This is a genomic window from Blautia sp. AM29-29, from assembly GCF_003480555.1.
Lineage (GTDB): Bacteria > Bacillota > Clostridia > Lachnospirales > Lachnospiraceae > Fusicatenibacter > Fusicatenibacter saccharivorans.
Genome location: NZ_QUJD01000008.1, coordinates 130,778 through 148,666, shown reverse-complemented (window position 1 = coordinate 148,666; position 17,889 = coordinate 130,778). Strand labels below are relative to the sequence as shown.

Genomic DNA, 17,889 nt, shown 5'->3' with positions numbered 1-17,889 from the left:
ACAGGAGGAATTTTTCATATGAAAGCGACGGGAATTGTTCGAAGGATTGATGATCTGGGGCGTGTAGTGGTTCCCAAGGAAATCCGGCGCACGATGCGGATCCGGGAGGGACAGGCCATGGAAATTTATACCGGACGGGAAGGTGAGATTATCCTGAAGAAATACTCACCGATCGAAGAGCTGGCGGAATGCGCAGCAGGGTTTACAAAATCGATTTCAACGGTGACCGGATGTCTCGTCTGTGTTTCGGATCAGGAACAGATTGTAGCGGCAAACGGGCCGGAACAGAAAAATTATCTTGGCAAGTCCATCAGCAGCCGGCTGGAGGAGGCGATTCTGAACCGGAAAACAGTACTTGCGCGTCCCGGTGAAAAGGCTTATTTTTCAATTTTGGAAAACACAGACAATACTACTCCTCTGCCGGAGCTCATTTTTCCGATTCTCTCCTCCGGTGATGCCATCGGTTCGGTCATTCTCTGCGGCAAAGACAGGGAGTCCCTGCTGGGCGACACGGAAAAGAAGCTCCTCCAGGTAGCTGCAACGTACCTCGGACGGGAAATGGAAAACTAAACAGGGGATTTATCGAAGGCAATTTATCAAAGGCTTTTTGCATCATCCGCACCGGTTATGCAAGAGGCCTTTTCCTGTTATTCTGTAATTCGAGATATTCCAATTTTATCTTGCTATTTACACCTGCATTGTCTACAATAAAAATGACGTGCACGAAAACCTTCAGCCGATACGCCCGAAGCTTTTCTGTGCCTGCTTTTATAAGCCGGGAAAAATTCCCGGAGTATCCTACATTACACAAGGAGGAATTTCCATTCATGAAATACATTGCAAAGAAATTCGGCTCTCTCCTTCTTACGCTGCTTCTTGTATCCTTTTTATCGTTCTTTGCCTTTTCCGTCATACCCGGAGATGCGGCAAAATCGCAGCTTGGAACGGAGGCGACGCCGGAGCGGATTGAGGCTCTGCAGAAGGAAATGGGGCTGGATCGGCCGGTTCTGGAACGGTACGCTTCGTGGGTAACCGGCTTTTTTCATGGAGATCTCGGCACCTCGTATTCATACTCGATGCCGGTCGGAGAACTGATCCGCGATAAAGTTCCGATTACCATCGCTATCACCGTTATCGCATTCCTGATGATCCTTGTTGTCTCGATTCCCATCGGCATTTTCACAGCACAGCACGCCGGAGGCCATCTGGACCGGCTGATCATGACGATCAATCAGGTGATCATGTCTGTGCCGGGATTTTTCATCGGTATTCTGATCACGTATCTTTTCGGTCTGATTCTCAAATGGTTTCAGCCGGGCGCCTATGTGCCGATTTCTGAAAATTTTTCCGGTTTTATCGGTTATCTTGTTGCACCGTCTGCCGCCATTGCACTTCCGCGCTGTTCCATGGCTGTCAAAATGCTGCGCAGCTCTGTGCTCTCGCAGCTCGATGCCGACTATGTGCGCACCGCCTATTCCCGCGGAAACAGTACACGCCGTGTTATGTATCACCATGTGCTGAAAAACGCCCTGATTCCGGTACTGACCTTCTGGGGCATGACAATCGCAGATATTGTGGCAAACAGCATTATTCTGGAACAGGTTTTTTCGATTCCGGGCATGGGCAATCTTCTGATCACTTCGATCTCCAACCGCGATTACCCCGTGGTTCAGGGCATCCTTGTACTGATCGCCGCCCTCATTATTATCATCAATTTCGTGGTAGATCTGCTGTATGGCAGAATTGATCCGCGTATCCGCGTAAAAGACTGACGGGAGCTTTCGATCATCAGCTCCCGCGACCGAAAGGTCATGGGGAGCCGCCCACGACAAACGAAAGGGTTTTCATTATGAAAAAGAAACGCAATCTCACGCTGATCATCGGAGCTGTTCTCACCGCTTTTATGCTTCTGTTTCTTCTGATCGGCTTTTTCTACACACCGTACGACCCGGATGCAATGAACGGCGCAGCCAAGTTTGCTGCTCCCTCTCTGTCGCACCCGTTCGGCTGCGATCACTTTGGACGCGATATTTTCAGCCGCGTCTTAAAAGGAACCGGTACAACCTTCTTCGTCGCTTTCGCTACTCTGCTGCTCGGCGGAACCATTGGTGTCCTCGTCGGTGCGTTCACCGGGTATTTTGGCGGATGGATTGACGAAATCCTGATGCGCATAAACGATGTCATTGTTTCCTTTCCGGGAATTCTGCTGGCGCTGGTATTTATCGCGCTGCTTGGCCCCGGCAAATACAACGTGATCCTTGCACTCGGTATCGTATTCATTCCGAGCTTTGCACGTATCACCAGAAGCGAATTTCTCGCACGCAAAGATATGGACTATGTCAAAAGTGCCCGTCTGATGGGTGTTTCCCATCTTCGGATCATATTTGTACATATCCTGCCAAATACGGTCCCGTCCCTTCTTTCGATGGCAGCAATCGGTTTCAACAACGCCGTTCTCTCCGAGGCCGGCATGAGCTTTCTCGGCATCGGTGTCCAGCCGCCCGATGCCTCGCTTGGACGGATGCTCTCAGAATCCCAGACGTATCTGATGACTGCTCCCTGGGGCTCTGTTTTCCCCGGTCTTGCTGTCATTTTACTGGCGCTTGGCGTATCGCTCCTCGGCGACGGATTACAGAAGAAAGGCGGTAACTGATATGGCACTTCTCGATGTACGTGACTTAAAAATTGCATTTTACGATACCACGCCACCGACCGAAGTGGTAAAAGGCATCTCCTTTTCCTTAGAAGAAGGTGAGACGCTTGGCATTGTCGGGGAATCCGGTTCCGGCAAAACCCAGACGGCGCTCTCCATTCTGCACCTTTTAAAGGAAAATTCCGCCGTATCCGGCGGAGAAATTCTCTACGAAGATTCTTCCGTTGCGCACGCTTCCAGCCAGGATCTGCAGCGCATCCGCGGAAAAGAAATCAGCATGATTTTTCAGGAACCGATGACCTCTTTAAATCCGGTTCTGACCATCGAAGAACAGATTGCAGAAGGACTGCTGATTCATGAGAGCTGCACACCGGCAGAACGTCATGAAAAGGTTCTTGCCATAATGCATGAGGTCGAACTTCCCGACCCGGAAAAGCTTTGCAAAAAATACCCGCACCAGCTCTCCGGCGGTCAGCGCCAGAGGGTGATGATCGCTGCGGCACTCATTACAGGACCGAAGCTTCTGATTGCAGACGAGCCGACAACAGCTCTTGATGTGACGATTCAGTCGCAGATCTTAAAGCTGCTGAAAAAAATCAATGAACGCCATCACACGGCGATTCTTTTTATCTCACACGACCTCGGCGTCATCCGTTCGCTCTGTGACCGGGTCATCGTCATGAATCATGGGACGATTGTGGAATCCGGCAGTGTGGACGATGTCTTTTTCCACCCGAAGGAAGACTACACCCGCCGCCTGCTCGATGCAATTCCGAACCGACGAACATCGCTGCGAAAGCGAATCAAAATCGCTCCAACAGCTCAATGGCCGACAGGCTCTGACAAAAAAGCTGCTCCGCCTGCGGAAAAGGAGGAATAACCCATGGAAGAAATCAGTCCAAACAACATTCTGAAAGTCAGCCATATTTCTGCCTCCTATCAGGAGGGAAAGCAGAGAAAAACGGTGCTTCATGATATCTCTTTCGAGCTTCATGAAAATGAAATTCTCGGTCTCGTCGGAGAGAGCGGATGCGGAAAATCGACACTCTCCAAAGTGATCTTAGGATTTATCCGCCCAGATGAGGGCGAAATAATTTCGCAGGTCGACCATCCGCAGATGATTTTCCAGGATCCGTTTTCTTCCCTGAATCCTGCGAAGAAAATCTCCTGGATTTTAGAGGAGCCGCTTCGGATGCAGAAGGTTCCAAAAGAAGAACGAAAAAAACGGGTTCTTGCGATGGCCGAAAGAGTCGGCCTCTCCGCAGAGCACCTGAAACGCCGCCCGCATGAGCTCTCCGGCGGCCAGCGCCAGAGAGTCAGCATCGCGGCCGCACTGATCCAGGGCTCACGCCTGATCCTTGCCGACGAACCGGTTTCCGCTCTCGATGTGACGATTCAAAAGCAGATCATGGAGCTGATGGTTCAGCTTCAGGAGGAGCTTCAGCTCTCGATTCTCTTTATCTCACATGACCTCAACGTGATCTATCAGATATGCGACCGGGTCCTCGTGATGAAAGAAGGCCGGATTGTGGAGAACGCGGAGACGGAAGAACTGTTTGCGCATCCGCAGAATGATTATACAAAGGAGCTTCTGGCGGCATCACCGGAGCTGTAGTTTTATTTCCAGCATTCTCTAAACACCCGAAGTACATTCTTGGAAAAGACCTTCTCGATCTCTTCATCGGTGAAACCGTCGTGGCTCATCACATCTGCGAGATGCTGCATATACGCGGTATCCGGCACATCCGTCTCGCCGCTGAAGCCGTCAAAATCGGTTCCAAGGCCGATGATATCGATGCCGCCGACGTTGCGCAGATATTTCATATGGCGTACCATATCCATCGTCGATGCCTTTTTCGTTGCCGGCTCCTCCTCGCGCAGAAACGACGGACAGAAATTGATACCGGTGACGCCGCCACGCTCTGCGAGCTGACGAATCATTTCATCTGAAAGGTTTCGCAGATGGAAGCACGCACCGCGCGCATTGGAATGGGATGCAATGACCGGACCTCTCGTATGTGCAAAAACATCGCGGATTCCGGCATCATTTAAGTGTGATAAATCGATCACTATGCCGAGCCGCTCCATCTCCTCGACAAAGGTAATACCGGTCGGTGTCAGCCCGTTTTCAAGATCCGGAAGATATGGCTTTCCCTCTTCCTGCGCCGGGTTCGGGAATCCAAGCTCATTCGGAAAGTTCCAGGTCAGCGTGGAAATCCGCACACCGAGATCGTACAGTGTGTGCAGTTTTTCGATACTGCCTTCGTAAACACCACCCTCTTCGACGGTCATCACCGCACCTATTTTTCCTTCCTTCTGTACCTGCATCAGATCCGCATACGTTTTGATCTGACAAATGCGGTCCGGATACCGTTCCACCTCTGATTTCCAGAGATCAGCCAGCTTTCTCACATGCTCAAACGGTGTTTCGTCTTTCAGTCCCTTCAGGAACGTAAACAGAGAAAAGCACTGGCAGAGGCTGCCGCCCTTTTCCAGCTTATCCAGATTGATCTGAAGATCCGCATCCGCAAGATGCTCCTGTTTTTCCTTCCACTGCAGCGCCGGGATGGTGTCGCAGTGCATATCAATTACCTGAAACATGGCAATAATCCTCTTTTCTGTTTTTTTTCTATTCTATCATATTTCGCTGCATTCCTTCACAAAAACTGGAAGAAAACGTAAAAAACCGCCTGGCTCATGGTAAACCCATAAGGCTAGAGAAAATATATCTTTCCGGAATCGCAAAAAATTTGGGGGTTCCGCGTTTTTTCTCGAAAAAAACTTGCAAATCTCGTCTGAGATGATATACTTTTTGCATTGTGTTACTTTATGAAAGCACTGATCTTCCAAAAAAGTGCTTCTGCTTATGAAAAAGAAAGAGGTATCTATGCTCCAACTGATTGAAACCATCAACAATGCCGTGAACAATTTTATCTGGGGTGTTCCGGCTATGATCTGTATTTTCGGTGTCGGTCTTTACCTGAGTCTGCGCACCCGTTTTCTCCAGATTCGAAAATTCCCGTATGCGATCCGCACAACGCTCGGAAGAATGTTCCGCAAACGAGATGCTTCCGATGGCGCAATTACACCGTTCCAGGCGGTCTGTACAGCACTTGCCGCCACGGTCGGTACCGGTAATATTGCCGGTGTTGCCGGCGCTATCGCCATCGGCGGACCCGGTGCCGTGTTCTGGATGTGGATTTCCGCCCTGCTCGGCATGTGTACGAAATTTGCCGAGGTAACACTGGCTGTTTTCTATCACGAGAAAAACGCCAACGGAGAACTCGTCGGCGGACCGATGTATTACATCAAAAACGGTCTCAGCAAAAAATGGCATTTTCTGGCCTATCTTTTCGCTGCTTTCGGTGTACTGACTGTGTTCGGAACCGGAAATGCAACGCAGGTCAACACCATCACAACCGCAGTCAACTCCGCACTGATGAATTACCATGTGATCTCAAAGGACGCGATCCCGACCTCCAACCTGATTCAGGGTATCATCATTGCGGCACTCGTAGCGCTGATCCTGCTCGGCGGTGTCAAACGGATCGCACAGGTAACAGAAAAGCTCGTTCCGTTTATGGCTCTGTTTTATATTGTCCTTGCCATCGGTGTAATTTTGCTGAATCTCAACCGGATTCCGTCTGTTTTCGTATCGATCCTTGAGGGCGCCTTCCGTCCCTCTGCTGTTACAGGCGGTATCGTCGGAAGCATGCTCATGAGTGTGAAAAAAGGTGTGTCCCGCGGTATTTTCTCAAACGAGGCAGGTCTTGGTACCGGTTCGATCGCGCATGCCTGTGCCGACACAAAAAAGCCGGTCAAACAGGGTATGTTCGGTATCTTTGAGGTATTTACTGATACGATTGTGATTTGTACCTTAACTGCACTTGTTATTCTCTGCAGCGGTACTTCCATCACCTACGGACAGGCTGCCGGCGCAGAGCTGACCATCAGCGGTTTTACCCTTACATACGGAAACTGGGTTTCGCTGCTCACCGCGTTCGCGATGTGCTGCTTCGCCTTTTCCACGATTCTCGGATGGGGACTTTACGGTGCACGCTGCATCGAGTTTTTGTTCTCCGAAAGAATCACAAAATATTTTATGGCCGCCTATGCGCTGGTTGCCATCCTTGGCGCCACCGCAAATCTTGGCCTGATGTGGAGCATTGCCGAGACCTTCAACGGCCTCATGGCAATCCCGAACCTGATTGCGCTCTTCCTGCTTTCGGGCAAGGTTGTGGAGCTTACAAAGGAATACTTTTGCGGAGAAGGCAAAACCCGGTAAAATTTCTTTTCTCGCGGCGCATTCCCTTCTTCTGCAAGAAAATCATGTAAATTCGCCTTTTCCCTTGACAATCAGGTTGCTACACCTTACACTGTTAAAAGTTTATAGCAAACAGAATGAACTACCTATATGATGTTTACCAAAGAGGGAAAATCGGGAGGAACTTTTGAATGGAAAAATGGAATGAAGTAAAACTGGTGCCGGAGTTTTCGGAACAGGGCGTGGACTGCTACCGCCTCGCAGGCGGCGATTATGAAAACGAATACTATGTCGTTTCCGAAGCAGAGACAAGAAAACTTCTGAACACACCGGAGGTTGTCGGGTATGAGGTTTATCACTGCCTGATCCCGTCCACTTCACAGATGCTTTATTATTTTAAAGAGCAGGGAAAAGTAACCGCAGCCAACATCCTTTCCATCCTGCGCGGCGCTTTGAATTATCCGCTGGAGGAAAGCTGCTACCGCGAACACATTCGTGTACATGACATCAGCTTTCTGTCAAGTGAGCGTGTCTTTAAAGAGGAAGAAATCGCAGGACTGGAAATCAAGTACAGCAAGCTGACGATGGTTCCGGGAAGCACACTTCTGATCGGCGATATCATCGCAACGGGTGAGACGCTGATCCACTGCCTGCGCTACGTAACCGATTTCTATCGTGAGCATGGTGCTTCCCTTCGCAACATTATCATCTTTACGATCGGCGGCACAACCGGAATCAAGATTCTGGAACGTCTCACCAAAGAAATCCGTGAGTTCTGGCCGGAGTTTGAAGGCTTTATCACCGTATATTACGAAGGAATCTTCAGCACCTATCAGGACAAGGGCGTATCCGGAATCAATCTGCCGGATGTCGATTTCTACTGGAAAGACGGTATCATTGCACCGGAGTTCCGAAGAGAAACTCTTTCCATGCGTGATCCGCTGTTTGAAAAATGCATCATCTACGACGGCGGTGCAAGACGCTATGAAATCCATGAGCATGTCGAGGAGGTTCTCGACTTCTGGAATAAAATGCTGGAGAGGGCCGACCGGATCGACTTTACCAGACTGCTCGAGGAGAAGCTCGGCTGCCCGCTTGACGCATCCTACGAAGAGTGGATTCACATCAATCACTACGAAGAAATCGACGAACGCGTAACCAAATGGCTGTACCGCCAGGAAAAAGGCTATATCGCAAGTCTTGGCGACGCTGCTTTGAAAGAAATTGCGACGGAACGAATCGAAGAGTTCACCGCAGCACTTCGCAAATACATGCTGTAACAAAAAACCATTTCTTACGGTTCGCTGAACTTCGGCGAACCGTAATCACAGTTTTCAGGAGATATTATGGAAAAAGAAAAGAAAGTAAAAGATGTTGACTTCGCGGACAGCGCGGTTCCGGCTTCCGCCCGGAAAAATGTAGTAACTATGTTTATGATCATGCTTGGCTTCACTTTCTTCTCAGCAAGCATGTGGGTCGGCCAGCAGCTCGCTGACGGCCTCGATTTCTGGGGCTTTTTGGGATCACTGATCCTCGGTGGAATCATCCTTGGTATTTATACCGGTCTGCTCGGCTACGTTGGCGCAAAAACCGGTCTGTCACTTGATCTTTTGTCCCAGAGAGCCTTTGGCGAAAAAGGTTCCTATCTGCCGTCAGCCATGACCAGCTTTACGCAGATCGGATGGTTTGGTGTCGGCCTTGCCATGTTTGCAATTCCGGTTTCCAAGGAGCTGCTCGGCGGAAGCACTGCGGCACAGTGGGGACTTGTTATTCTTGCCGGCGTCTGCATGACCGCCTCTGCCTATTTTGGTATTGAATCTCTGACCATCGTCAGCTATATCGCTGTACCAAGTGTTGCCATTCTCGGAACGATCGCCATGGTCATGGCCGTAATGAGAGGCGACGGAACGATCATCGATCAGTTTGCCAAATCCAGCGGATCTCTGACTATCATCGGCGGTGCCGGTCTTGTCATCGGCTCCTTCGTTTCCGGCGGAACCGCAACCCCGAACTTCGCACGTTTTGCAAAGGACGGAAAAGCGGGTGCCATCACCACGGTTGTGGCCTTCTTCATCGGAAACTCCCTGATGTTCTTCTTCGGTGCCGTTTCCTCGATCTTTGTCGGCGGAAACGATATCTTCGAGGTTATGGTCCGCCTGAACCTGTTCTACCTGGCTGTTCTCGTTCTCGGTCTTAATATCTGGACTACAAACGACAACGCTCTGTATACCGCAGGTCTTGGTCTTGCCAACATCTTCCATCAGAGGAAAAAACCGATGGTTCTCCTTTCCGGTATCATCGGAACGGTTGCCTCCGTATGGCTGTACTACAACTTCTGCGGCTGGCTCAACATTCTGAATTGTACCCTGCCGCCGGTCGGCATGATTCTGGTGCTCGCCTACTTCATGAACAAAAAGGACTTTGAAACCGATCAGCCGAATCTTAAAACCGTAGACTGGTTTGCGGTTGCCGGTGTCATTCTCGGTGCCATTGTTGCGAACCTCTTACACTGGGGCATCGCTTCCATCAACGGCATGGTTGTTGCCGCTGTATGCTACTGTGTCGGACAGGCCGTAAACAAAAGAAAATAGGCAAAATCGTCCTGAATATGTTCCTGTATCTTATCTCCGGAACATGTTCAGGGCTTTTTATTTTTTCGGATTCGCGTTATAATATATGCATAACTCTGCATAGTTACAATTTTCGAAACGAAAGGAAACTGCCCGGATGATCCATTCCACCGTATCTGCTCCCAAAGGAGAAAAAACAAAATACCGTCTTGCCGAATCCATGAAGGAGTGCATGAAAACAACGCCCATCGAAGAGATCACCGTACGCCAGATCTGTGAAATCTGCGGTGTTACCCGCCAGACCTTCTATCGTAATTTTCTCGACAAATACGATCTGATTAACTGGTACTTTGATAAATTACTGACAAAATCCTTCGAACATATGGGGCGCGGAACGACCGTTTTTGACAGTCTGGAAAAGAAATTTACCTATATTCAGAAAGAAAAAGCTTTTTTCGCCGCTGCCTTCCGCTACGACAAACAGAATTCTCTGCGTGAACACGATTTCGATCTGATTCTCGCGTTCTACGAAAATCTGATTCACGAAAAAAGCGGCAGTCCGGTTTCACCGGAAATACATTTTCTTCTCGAAATGTACTGTCAGGGTTCCATCACCATGACCGTAAAATGGGTGCTTACCGGCATGGATCTGACACCTTCCGAGTTTGCCGCTCTTCTCGTCCGGGCAATGCCGGAGGACTTAAAAAAACTGTTCCGGAATCTGCAGCTGCTCTCTTAGAATTTCCCGCAAACAGCTCTTGTTATTTTTCACAAATTTTGTTCTGTTGTTTTTGTCACAATGGCGATTTTTTTTAAAGTGTTACACTTCGCTTCTTCTGTCACTTTCTTTTTCCCTTCCGGATTTGTTAATATAATAACAAGTTCAGTAAAACCATTTATTCATTTTAGAAGGGAGTTTTTCAAACATGGCAAATCGTATTAATTTAAATGCAACCTCTTATCACGGAGCAGGCGCTATTGCCGAGATCGCAAATGAAGCAAAGGCACACGGCTTCAAAAAAGCATTCGTATGCTCTGACCCGGATCTGATTAAATTCAACGTTACTTCCAAAGTAACCGATATTCTGACCGCAAACGGACTCGACTATGAGCTTTACAGCGATATCAAGCCAAACCCGACCATCGAAAACGTAAAACACGGCGTAGAAGCTTTCAAGGCATCCGGCGCTGACTATCTGATCGCCATTGGCGGCGGTTCTTCTATGGATACCTCTAAAGCCATCGGTATCATCATCGCAAACCCGGAGTTTGAGGATGTCAGAAGCCTTGAGGGCACCGCACCGACCAAAAATCCGTGTGTACCGATCATCGCCGTTCCGACTACAGCCGGTACTGCTGCAGAGGTTACCATCAACTACGTTATCACCGACGTAGAGAGAAAACGTAAATTCGTATGCGTTGACCCGCACGATATGCCGATCATCGCAGTTGTTGACCCGGATATGATGTCCTCCATGCCGAAAGGCCTGACCGCTTCCACCGGTATGGACGCTCTGACTCACGCAATCGAAGGCTACACCACAAAAGCTGCATGGGAAATGACTGACATGTTCCATCTCAAAGCCATCGAACTCATCTCCAAATCTCTGCGCGGTGCTGTCGCAAACACCAAAGAGGGACGCGAAGGAATGGCTCTTGGCCAGTACATCGCAGGTATGGGCTTCTCCAACGTAGGTCTTGGAATCGCTCACTCCATGGCACACACCCTTGGTGCTGTTTATGATACCCCACACGGTGTTGCATGTGCCATGATGCTTCCGATCGTTATGGAATACAACCAGGAGTGCACCGGTGAGAAATACCGTGAAATCGCACGTGCCATGGGCGTTGCAGGTGTAGACGAAATGTCTCAGGAAGAGTACAGAAAAGCAGCGATTGATGCTGTTAAGAAGCTGTCCACAGACGTTGGAATCCCATCTGTTCTCGAGGCAGTCAAAGAAGAAGATCTGCAGTTCCTTGCAGATTCCGCACACGCAGATGCCTGCGCACCGGGCAACCCGAAGGATGCAAGCGTAGAAGATCTGAAGGATCTGTTCCGCAAAATCATGGCGTAACGAACACAATTCGTTTCCCACATGCGAAGCGGATATTCGCAATCCGCTTCGCTACTTGCTCATAACCAAATAACTGCTCCGCAGTTTATCAGAAGGAGCTTGCACTCCTCCTGATACAAGCAAGTCCCCACCCACTGCTTATTGCTTTTCGCAATGGAAGCAGGGGACTTACTTGATTCGGTTAAATCACCCCGGAAAACAGAAATTTTTATCCTGTTTTCCGGGGTGATTTCTCTTTTTATTCTACTGTATTTCCGTCTGCATCCACAGTCACAGTATTGACCGTTGCATTATCGAGAACCATATTGATCATGCGCTCCATCATGATATTGCGCACTACCGTATCTTCCCCGTAATAGTCATTGGCTGCTTTCAGGAAATCTTCCTGCGACATATTGGCATTGGCTGCCTCGTCGTTTAAGATCTGCTGGTAATCCTGGTCATCTGTTGTCCAGCCTTCTGCCTCTTTTACGGCATCCAGAAGGAGGGCACTTTTTGCCATCGTTCCTGCATACGTTGCTTTCTCCTGATTGTAGGTCGCTCTGTCCGCATACTGCTCCAGATAGTCGTCCAGGGAAATGCCGTAATTCTGAAGATAAGCGGTATACCGTTTATCGTAATCTTCTTCGCCAAGGGTGATATAGGATTTCGAAATTTTGTGAAACGTACAGCCGTCTGCCACCTGCTGCATCGCGTCATTCTGCAGATTATTTTCCGCTGTCGTCTCATTTGCAGCCTCCAGCTCTGCGCGTTTTCCGGCACGGTATTCCTCCACAGTACTGTAATCTGTATTCTCTGCTACCCATGCATCGTCGAGTTCCCATCCGTCAATGTTTTCTGCCGGGCGGGTAAACGCATTTACCGTAACGGTAAACACAACATCTTTTCCTGCCAGATCGGTACTCTGATAGCTGTCAGGGAATTTCAGGTTCAGATCCTTTGTCTCCCCTGTTTTCATTCCAATGACACCATCCTCAAATCCATCGATGAAGGTACCGGATCCGATCACCAGATTGTAGGAATCACTGCTTCCGCCGTCAAACTCCTTGCCATCAACTTTGCCAACATAGGCAATATCGGCGGTGTCGCCTTTTTGTACGGTGGCGTCCGGATCGTCCATGGTGACAGCTGTCTCTGCCATAATTGCCGTCTGTACGTCATCATCCGTTACCTGCTCTACTTTCTTTTCCAGTGTCAGCTTTTTGTAATCTCCAAGCGTTACACACTCTGCCGGATCAACTTCCTCATCGACAACCGGAATCCCGTCTACATCACTCGGGGAAGCGTATTCCTCAGAAGCTGTGCTGTCGGACGATGTGCTGCCTGCGCTCGACGCATCGGATGCTGAGGAAGCGCTTGTGCTGCTTGCGCTTGATACGGAACTGCTGCTTGTTGTATTGTTTTTTCCACATCCGCTCACACTGGCTGCTCCCAGTGTCATGAGCAGAAGCATGACTGCTGCTTTTCTTTTCATTCTTGAATTTTCCTCCATACTACGCCGTTCCCGGCGCGTTGTAAATCTCATTTTACCATACTTGTCTGGTAAAAAAAAGGCTGGGGCTCCGATTTTAGAAATTCTTATGATTTTCGACCGTAAAATCGCCTGGATTGCGCTAAAATGTGTTTGCGTTTTGCCGAAATCAATGTTAGAATGTTCATAGACTGGCATTGTATGTTCCGATGCCCACATTATTTTTTGCAGAGGAGGAATAGAGGGATGAAACCCTGGATTATCGTATTAATCGTATTAGCTGTCATCGCTGTCATCCTTGGTCTGCTGTATTACTTCGGTAAAAAAGCACAGACAAAACAGGCCGCACAGCAGGAACAAATGGAGGCCATGAAACAGACTGTCTCCATGTTGATCATAGATAAGAAAAAGCTTCGCATGAAAGATTCCGGACTTCCACAGATGGTCATCGACCAGACACCGAAAATGATGCGTCGTGCAAAACTGCCGATCGTCAAAGCAAAAGTCGGTCCGAGAATCATGACCCTGATCTGCGACGCTGCTATCTTCGATCAGATCCCGGTGAAAAAAGAAGTCAAGGCTACCGTAAGCGGTATCTACATCACCGGAGTTCGCGGCATCCGCGGTTCGTTAGAGCAGCCGGCAAAGAAAAACGGCTTCTGGCAGAGAATGCTCCGCAAGGCACGCGGCGAGGAGAAATAAAATTTCATCTGAAAATGCAGATACCCGAGTTGAATGATTTTCATTCTTCCCGGGTATTTTTTATAAATTCAGTTTTCCGCCTTCCCGCGGTCTTACTTCGATATCGATTACGCAGTCCCCCACGTAGCTGTCGTTGATGTCGAGCGCGTATTCTGCCTTCAGTAAAATCTGATCCGGCGTCTCTTTCATTCTGACCTTCGTCGCCGCAACTCCCATGTTGATCATGCCATATGGCGTGTGATAAAACGAAATGTTCTTTTTATCCTCCTCAAAAATCATATGGACATCAATGAGGCCGCGCTTGCGCACCTCGAGGGCGTTTTCCGTAAATTTGATCATGTTGTGCGTCATCATGTCAAAGCCTTCGGTTGCCTCGTCGTAGATCAGAAAGTGATGGCCATTTTTCTTGTAGTACGAACCCGTCGTCATAACCTCCACCGGTTCTTGTTCGCCGGATTCCTCATCCATCAGATACTGCAGTCCGCGGATGCTGATGAGTACGTCTTTTTCCATCCTTTTCTGATGTTCCTCTCTCTTTTCTGTATGTCGTTTTTAATAGTTTTCAATCTGTACCTGTTTCGTATCGCTGATCTGCTCCGGCAGAACGGAATGTGCGAAGGCATTGAACCGCTCCACGCCGTCGCTTGCGAAGAACTGGTATTTCTGACGGCCCAGCTCATCGTTTCCAGGATTCTCCAGATCCAGCTCCCGCAGCAGTCTGCACAGTGCCTGTGAGGTTTCGTATGCCGGGTTGACGAGTGTTACTTTTTCTCCGACTACTTTCCGCAGCAGAGAACGCAGCAGCGGATAGTGGGTGCATCCCATAATCAGCGTGTCGATGTCTTTATCCAGAATCTCTGCCAGATAGCGGCGCGCCACTTCCTCGGTGATCGGATCTTTTGTCCAGCCCTCTTCCACGAGCGGCACGAACAGCGGACACGGTTTTCCGTAAACGGTGATCGCCGGATCTGCCTCGGTAATGAGCTGCTGGTAGAGGCCGCTCTGAATAGTGCTCTCGGTTGCGATGACGCCGACGCGCTTGTTCTGCGTCGTCTCGACGGCCATCTGTGCGCCCGGTTTTACCACGCCGATGATCGGGAGATCAATCTCTTTTTCGATCGTATCGAGTGCCAGCGCACTTGCGGTGTTGCAGGCGATGACGATTGCCTTGACCTGCTGGGTTTCCAGAAAGTGTACGATCTGGCGGGAATAACGGATGACGGTGTTTTTCGATTTGGAACCGTACGGCACACGCGCGGTATCTCCAAAATATACGATTCGTTCATCGGGCAGGTTTCGCATAATCTCACGCACTACGGTCAGTCCGCCGACACCGGAATCAAAGACGCCGATCGGCGCCTGTCTGTCTGCTTTCATACTTTCCTCCATTTTTCATCCGGCATTACTTTTTTGTCATGCCGAATGGGGTTCATTTCTATATTTAATATATCTGAATTTTTACATTTCTTTTTTCATTTCACGACCCTGGTTAAAATAGGTCACTGATACATTATTTTAACCCGAATGGAGGAATATTGCAATCATTTCTCTTGAAAGTCTTTCGAAAAATCCGCTTAACGCCAGAAAAACCGGAACGAAATCCGGTCACTTTTCAGGATTTCGCGGTAGGCGGCGTCACTCAACAGATTCTGCAGCGGAATCCGGCTTTTTTCGACTTTTTCTGCACTTTCGCCGTCCTCGTTTACGGGGCGCAGGGCATCCGAAAAGCAGATGGACGGGTACAGCATGCACCACCAGTTGTGCCCTTTGGCTCTGCCGATGTTGATCTGAAGAGCGTCGTACGTTCCGGCGGGGAGAATATAATTGCCCGTTTCTTTTTCCTCAAAACTGGCTTTTCCGTACGTTACGGTGATATCGTCAGTACTGCCTCCTGCGCGCAGCGTCTGAAGGGCGGCGGCACGGATGGAGGGCTCGTTTTCACGCAGGATTTCTTCGGTTTCTGCTTTTGTTTCGGCTCCGTGCAGGATCGTCTGCAGTTCTTCGGCAACGGCATCGCGTACCTGAAGCTTGATCTGCTGGTCGGAGGCGCAGTCGCTGTTGGCTCTTACGTGAAAGCGCACGATCTTTGCAGCGACTTCCTGCTGCAGACGGGACTCGCGGAGAAGATTGGCGGTTCCGGAAAGGATCAGCGCCGCAATGCAGACGGGGAGCCAGCGGCGGCAGAAAATTTGAAATGCCGCCTGGAATTGACTTCTATGCTGGTTCCCAAATGTATTTCGGGGCTGCGCCTGCCTGTCCCTGGATTTCTTCTGTGTCTGATTTTGATTCCGTTTCCGGCTCTGTACTTTTTTCTCATTCATATGCTGCCTCCTGTTTTTTCCAGTTTTGCCGGATTTCAAAACTTTTATACACAGACACTCACTACCCGCTCCGATATTCCATACACTTTAAACCTTTTACGGCGCTTTCGGAATCCACGAAATGCTCCTTTCGTTTTCCCACGCATAGCGCAAGTCCGCCAGTGTCACCGCCTCTTTTCTTTTCACCCGGTTGTCATAAATTCCGCACAGGTACTCACCGACGGACTCCACCTGTTTTCCGTTCTGCTCCATAATATCTTCTGGTTTTTCTGCGTGAAACAGATAGGCACTGTGCCCAAGCGCACGGTCCTGTTCCAGGTACTTCAACAGTTCTTCCATCCGTCCCCGGTCACTGAGCAGTGCATCGGAAAATACAATCGCCTGGACGTGTCCGGTGTCGAGATCATATTCCTCTGTGCTGTCATATTGCTGCGCAATCTCCTCAAACGTCTCCGCTTCAAAGAACAGCGATGCGGGGTCCTCGTCGGTTCCCTCCTCCTGCTCATCCTTTCCCTGGCCGGTCACCACCGCAAGATTCGCAGGCGCATACCAGACGCGCCATTTACCGCCAGCCGTCTCCTTTTCTCCTCCGCTCTCACTGACCGCCGTCCCGGTTTCTTCCCCAGTTTCACTGTTTTCCGGCGCAGTCGCCTCTTCCGACATATAATCAAAGGCAACCGCCAGTGGATACAGCCGCTTTTCCGGCTCTACTGCCCCGCAGGATGACAGGAAAATCATACTGCCCAGCGCCAGACACACAAGCCGCAGTTTTTTCATATGCTTCTGGCAGAAGCCGAGCAGCACCGTGATGGCAAGGAAAAACGGAAAGTAACCGTATCGGACCGACCAGCCGCTTTCCGCGCATGACAGCAGCCATATAAAAAGCACTGTACCGATCCGTACATAGAGATTCTGCGGTTTCCACAGTCCCGTCTTCTCTCCGATCAGCGATACGTAAAACAGCAGACTTCCCAGTGTGAACAGCAGTCCCATCAAAAGAAATGCCATCCACAGAATATCAAACCGCTCCAGAAATCCACCCGGCAGGCTCGTTCCTGCCATTAACAGTAAGAGCGGGTCCTGCGCCGCAGCCGTGCCGCGCCGGCCGAAAACGCCGAGCAGCGCCATGCTTCCTGCAATTACAAGAAGCCCCGTTTTCCAGATACTCTGCGTCACCGGAAGAATGACACTCCTGTGCTCTTTCTGCACATGCCCCAGTAAAAACGGCAGCAGCGCAATCGGTGTTCCATTTTCCAGTGTTCTCCACACATTCCACCCAAAAAGTATTCCGTTATCCACAATTTCAACAGACTTTGCTGTCTTCCAGGCATCCTCAAACGAGGAAAAATGCATCTGCGGAACCGTCAGCAGAAGCAGACTCAAAATCCCGCCCACAATCCACGGATAGAGTGCTTCCGCCAGCCGTCCTCTTTTCTGTACTTCACTGCCGACACCAAACCCGGCCGCCGCGAGCAGAAACAGTCCGCAGAGCTCCTGCGGTACACCCGCTGTCAGATACGCGGCGGCAAGCTCCGCCATTCTGCGAAGCAGTGTTCCGCCGAGGAAAAGCAGATAACACAGATACATCACTGCCAGAAGGAGTTTCCCAGCCTTTCCCATCACGCTTTCCAGGCGGCAGTAAAGCCCGCCAAGGCGCACGAGATAAATGCACCACACCGCCAGCAGCCCATATCCAACGAAAATCCCTGCCATACCGGGCAGGCCGTCCGATGCGCCGTACGCCGCGAGCTGCCAGAACGCCGGGCAGAGCAGAACGAGCACGATCTGGCGTTCCATCTGGCGCTGTGAAATTCTGTCATTTTCCGAAAACAT

17 protein-coding genes are annotated in these 17,889 nt (G+C 49.9%); 11 read left to right on the top strand and 6 right to left on the bottom strand.

All coding sequences use genetic code 11. The features are described from left to right. Positions 1 to 18: 18 nt before the first annotated feature. The 5 genes from DW769_RS07785 (at position 19) to DW769_RS07760 (ending at position 4,268) form a co-directional block, all read left to right on the top strand. Entirely contained in the window at positions 19 to 570 is a 552-nt protein-coding gene (locus DW769_RS07785; protein ID WP_117801849.1) for a stage V sporulation T C-terminal domain-containing protein, read from the top strand. A gap of 257 nt (positions 571 to 827) precedes the next feature. Continuing rightward, the gene (locus tag DW769_RS07775) at positions 828 to 1,772 is read left to right on the top strand and encodes an ABC transporter permease (RefSeq protein ID WP_022462693.1); all 945 of its coding nucleotides are present in this window, start codon (positions 828 to 830) and stop codon (positions 1,770 to 1,772) included. A 77-nt stretch (positions 1,773 to 1,849) separates the two neighbouring features. Beyond that, positions 1,850 to 2,653 (top strand): ABC transporter permease, encoded by an 804-nt coding sequence (locus DW769_RS07770; RefSeq protein WP_022462692.1) that lies wholly within the window; start codon positions 1,850 to 1,852, stop codon positions 2,651 to 2,653. A gap of 1 nt (position 2,654) precedes the next feature. Next, positions 2,655 to 3,533: an ATP-binding cassette domain-containing protein gene (locus DW769_RS07765; protein ID WP_118750207.1), complete on the top strand. Its 879-nt coding sequence runs from the start codon at positions 2,655 to 2,657 to the stop codon at positions 3,531 to 3,533. A gap of 3 nt (positions 3,534 to 3,536) precedes the next feature. Further along, positions 3,537 to 4,268: an ABC transporter ATP-binding protein gene (locus DW769_RS07760; RefSeq protein WP_118750206.1), complete on the top strand. Its 732-nt coding sequence runs from the start codon at positions 3,537 to 3,539 to the stop codon at positions 4,266 to 4,268. A 2-nt stretch (positions 4,269 to 4,270) separates the two neighbouring features. Here the strand turns inward: DW769_RS07760 and DW769_RS07755 are convergent, their stop codons facing one another. Beyond that, the gene (locus DW769_RS07755) at positions 4,271 to 5,254 is read right to left on the bottom strand and encodes a dipeptidase (RefSeq protein ID WP_118750205.1); all 984 of its coding nucleotides are present in this window, start codon (positions 5,252 to 5,254) and stop codon (positions 4,271 to 4,273) included. Positions 5,255 to 5,540: 286 nt separating this feature from the next. Here DW769_RS07755 and DW769_RS07750 point away from each other — a divergent pair, with 286 nt between their 5' ends. From DW769_RS07750 to fucO, 5 genes are all read left to right on the top strand, one after another. Then, the gene (locus DW769_RS07750; RefSeq protein WP_118750204.1) at positions 5,541 to 6,938 is read left to right on the top strand and encodes an alanine/glycine:cation symporter family protein; all 1,398 of its coding nucleotides are present in this window, start codon (positions 5,541 to 5,543) and stop codon (positions 6,936 to 6,938) included. Between the two features lie 170 nt (positions 6,939 to 7,108). After that, the gene (locus DW769_RS07745) at positions 7,109 to 8,197 is read left to right on the top strand and encodes a phosphoribosyltransferase (protein WP_118750203.1); all 1,089 of its coding nucleotides are present in this window, start codon (positions 7,109 to 7,111) and stop codon (positions 8,195 to 8,197) included. Between the two features lie 66 nt (positions 8,198 to 8,263). Further along, positions 8,264 to 9,508, top strand: a complete 1,245-nt coding sequence (gene codB, locus DW769_RS07740; RefSeq protein ID WP_118750202.1) for a cytosine permease — start codon at positions 8,264 to 8,266, stop codon at positions 9,506 to 9,508. 136 nt (positions 9,509 to 9,644) lie between these two features. Next, positions 9,645 to 10,226, top strand: coding sequence for a TetR/AcrR family transcriptional regulator C-terminal domain-containing protein (locus DW769_RS07735; protein ID WP_117510038.1), 582 nt, complete (start codon positions 9,645 to 9,647; stop codon positions 10,224 to 10,226). A gap of 187 nt (positions 10,227 to 10,413) precedes the next feature. Beyond that, positions 10,414 to 11,562, top strand: a complete 1,149-nt coding sequence (gene fucO / locus DW769_RS07730) for a lactaldehyde reductase (protein ID WP_117510037.1) — start codon at positions 10,414 to 10,416, stop codon at positions 11,560 to 11,562. A gap of 238 nt (positions 11,563 to 11,800) precedes the next feature. Here fucO and tig read toward each other — a convergent pair whose 3' ends face one another. After that, entirely contained in the window at positions 11,801 to 13,036 is a 1,236-nt protein-coding gene (tig, locus tag DW769_RS07725) for a trigger factor (protein WP_158579809.1), read from the bottom strand. Between the two features lie 243 nt (positions 13,037 to 13,279). Here tig and DW769_RS07720 point away from each other — a divergent pair, with 243 nt between their 5' ends. Continuing rightward, positions 13,280 to 13,735, top strand: coding sequence for a hypothetical protein (locus tag DW769_RS07720; protein ID WP_022462142.1), 456 nt, complete (start codon positions 13,280 to 13,282; stop codon positions 13,733 to 13,735). A 60-nt stretch (positions 13,736 to 13,795) separates the two neighbouring features. Here DW769_RS07720 and DW769_RS07715 read toward each other — a convergent pair whose 3' ends face one another. The 4 genes from DW769_RS07715 to DW769_RS07700 all read right to left on the bottom strand — a co-directional run bounded on the left by DW769_RS07715 (position 13,796) and on the right by DW769_RS07700 (position 17,889). Next, positions 13,796 to 14,248: a DUF1934 domain-containing protein gene (locus DW769_RS07715; RefSeq protein WP_022462143.1), complete on the bottom strand. Its 453-nt coding sequence runs from the start codon at positions 14,246 to 14,248 to the stop codon at positions 13,796 to 13,798. Positions 14,249 to 14,287: 39 nt separating this feature from the next. Next, positions 14,288 to 15,112 (bottom strand): glutamate racemase, encoded by an 825-nt coding sequence (gene murI / locus DW769_RS07710; RefSeq protein WP_022462144.1) that lies wholly within the window; start codon positions 15,110 to 15,112, stop codon positions 14,288 to 14,290. A 197-nt stretch (positions 15,113 to 15,309) separates the two neighbouring features. Next, on the bottom strand, positions 15,310 to 16,056 hold the full coding sequence (gene spoIIR, locus DW769_RS07705) for a stage II sporulation protein R (protein ID WP_117510034.1): 747 nt from the start codon (positions 16,054 to 16,056) through the stop codon (positions 15,310 to 15,312). Between the two features lie 96 nt (positions 16,057 to 16,152). Beyond that, positions 16,153 to 17,889 carry a GerAB/ArcD/ProY family transporter gene (locus DW769_RS07700; protein ID WP_118750200.1) on the bottom strand — a complete coding sequence of 579 codons (1,737 nt, stop codon included), beginning with the start codon at positions 17,887 to 17,889 and terminating at the stop codon, positions 16,153 to 16,155.

Bases quoted from the DNA above. Each gene is read 5' to 3' on its own strand.
- DW769_RS07715 (WP_022462143.1), bottom strand. From the start codon at position 14,248: ATGGAAAAAGACGTACTCATCAGCATCCGCGGACTGCAGTATCTGATG.
- spoIIR (WP_117510034.1), bottom strand. From the start codon at position 16,056: ATGAATGAGAAAAAAGTACAGAGCCGGAAACGGAATCAAAATCAGACA.
- DW769_RS07720 (WP_022462142.1), top strand. From the start codon at position 13,280: ATGAAACCCTGGATTATCGTATTAATCGTATTAGCTGTCATCGCTGTC.
- codB (WP_118750202.1), top strand. From the start codon at position 8,264: ATGGAAAAAGAAAAGAAAGTAAAAGATGTTGACTTCGCGGACAGCGCG.
- DW769_RS07735 (WP_117510038.1), top strand. From the start codon at position 9,645: ATGATCCATTCCACCGTATCTGCTCCCAAAGGAGAAAAAACAAAATAC.
- DW769_RS07745 (WP_118750203.1), top strand. From the start codon at position 7,109: ATGGAAAAATGGAATGAAGTAAAACTGGTGCCGGAGTTTTCGGAACAG.
- DW769_RS07755 (WP_118750205.1), bottom strand. From the start codon at position 5,254: ATGTTTCAGGTAATTGATATGCACTGCGACACCATCCCGGCGCTGCAG.
- DW769_RS07760 (WP_118750206.1), top strand. From the start codon at position 3,537: ATGGAAGAAATCAGTCCAAACAACATTCTGAAAGTCAGCCATATTTCT.
- fucO (WP_117510037.1), top strand. From the start codon at position 10,414: ATGGCAAATCGTATTAATTTAAATGCAACCTCTTATCACGGAGCAGGC.
- DW769_RS07765 (WP_118750207.1), top strand. From the start codon at position 2,655: ATGGCACTTCTCGATGTACGTGACTTAAAAATTGCATTTTACGATACC.
- DW769_RS07775 (WP_022462693.1), top strand. From the start codon at position 828: ATGAAATACATTGCAAAGAAATTCGGCTCTCTCCTTCTTACGCTGCTT.
- DW769_RS07770 (WP_022462692.1), top strand. From the start codon at position 1,850: ATGAAAAAGAAACGCAATCTCACGCTGATCATCGGAGCTGTTCTCACC.
- DW769_RS07785 (WP_117801849.1), top strand. From the start codon at position 19: ATGAAAGCGACGGGAATTGTTCGAAGGATTGATGATCTGGGGCGTGTA.
- murI (WP_022462144.1), bottom strand. From the start codon at position 15,112: ATGAAAGCAGACAGACAGGCGCCGATCGGCGTCTTTGATTCCGGTGTC.
- tig (WP_158579809.1), bottom strand. From the start codon at position 13,036: ATGAAAAGAAAAGCAGCAGTCATGCTTCTGCTCATGACACTGGGAGCA.
- DW769_RS07700 (WP_118750200.1), bottom strand. From the start codon at position 17,889: ATGTTTTCGGAAAATGACAGAATTTCACAGCGCCAGATGGAACGCCAG.
- DW769_RS07750 (WP_118750204.1), top strand. From the start codon at position 5,541: ATGCTCCAACTGATTGAAACCATCAACAATGCCGTGAACAATTTTATC.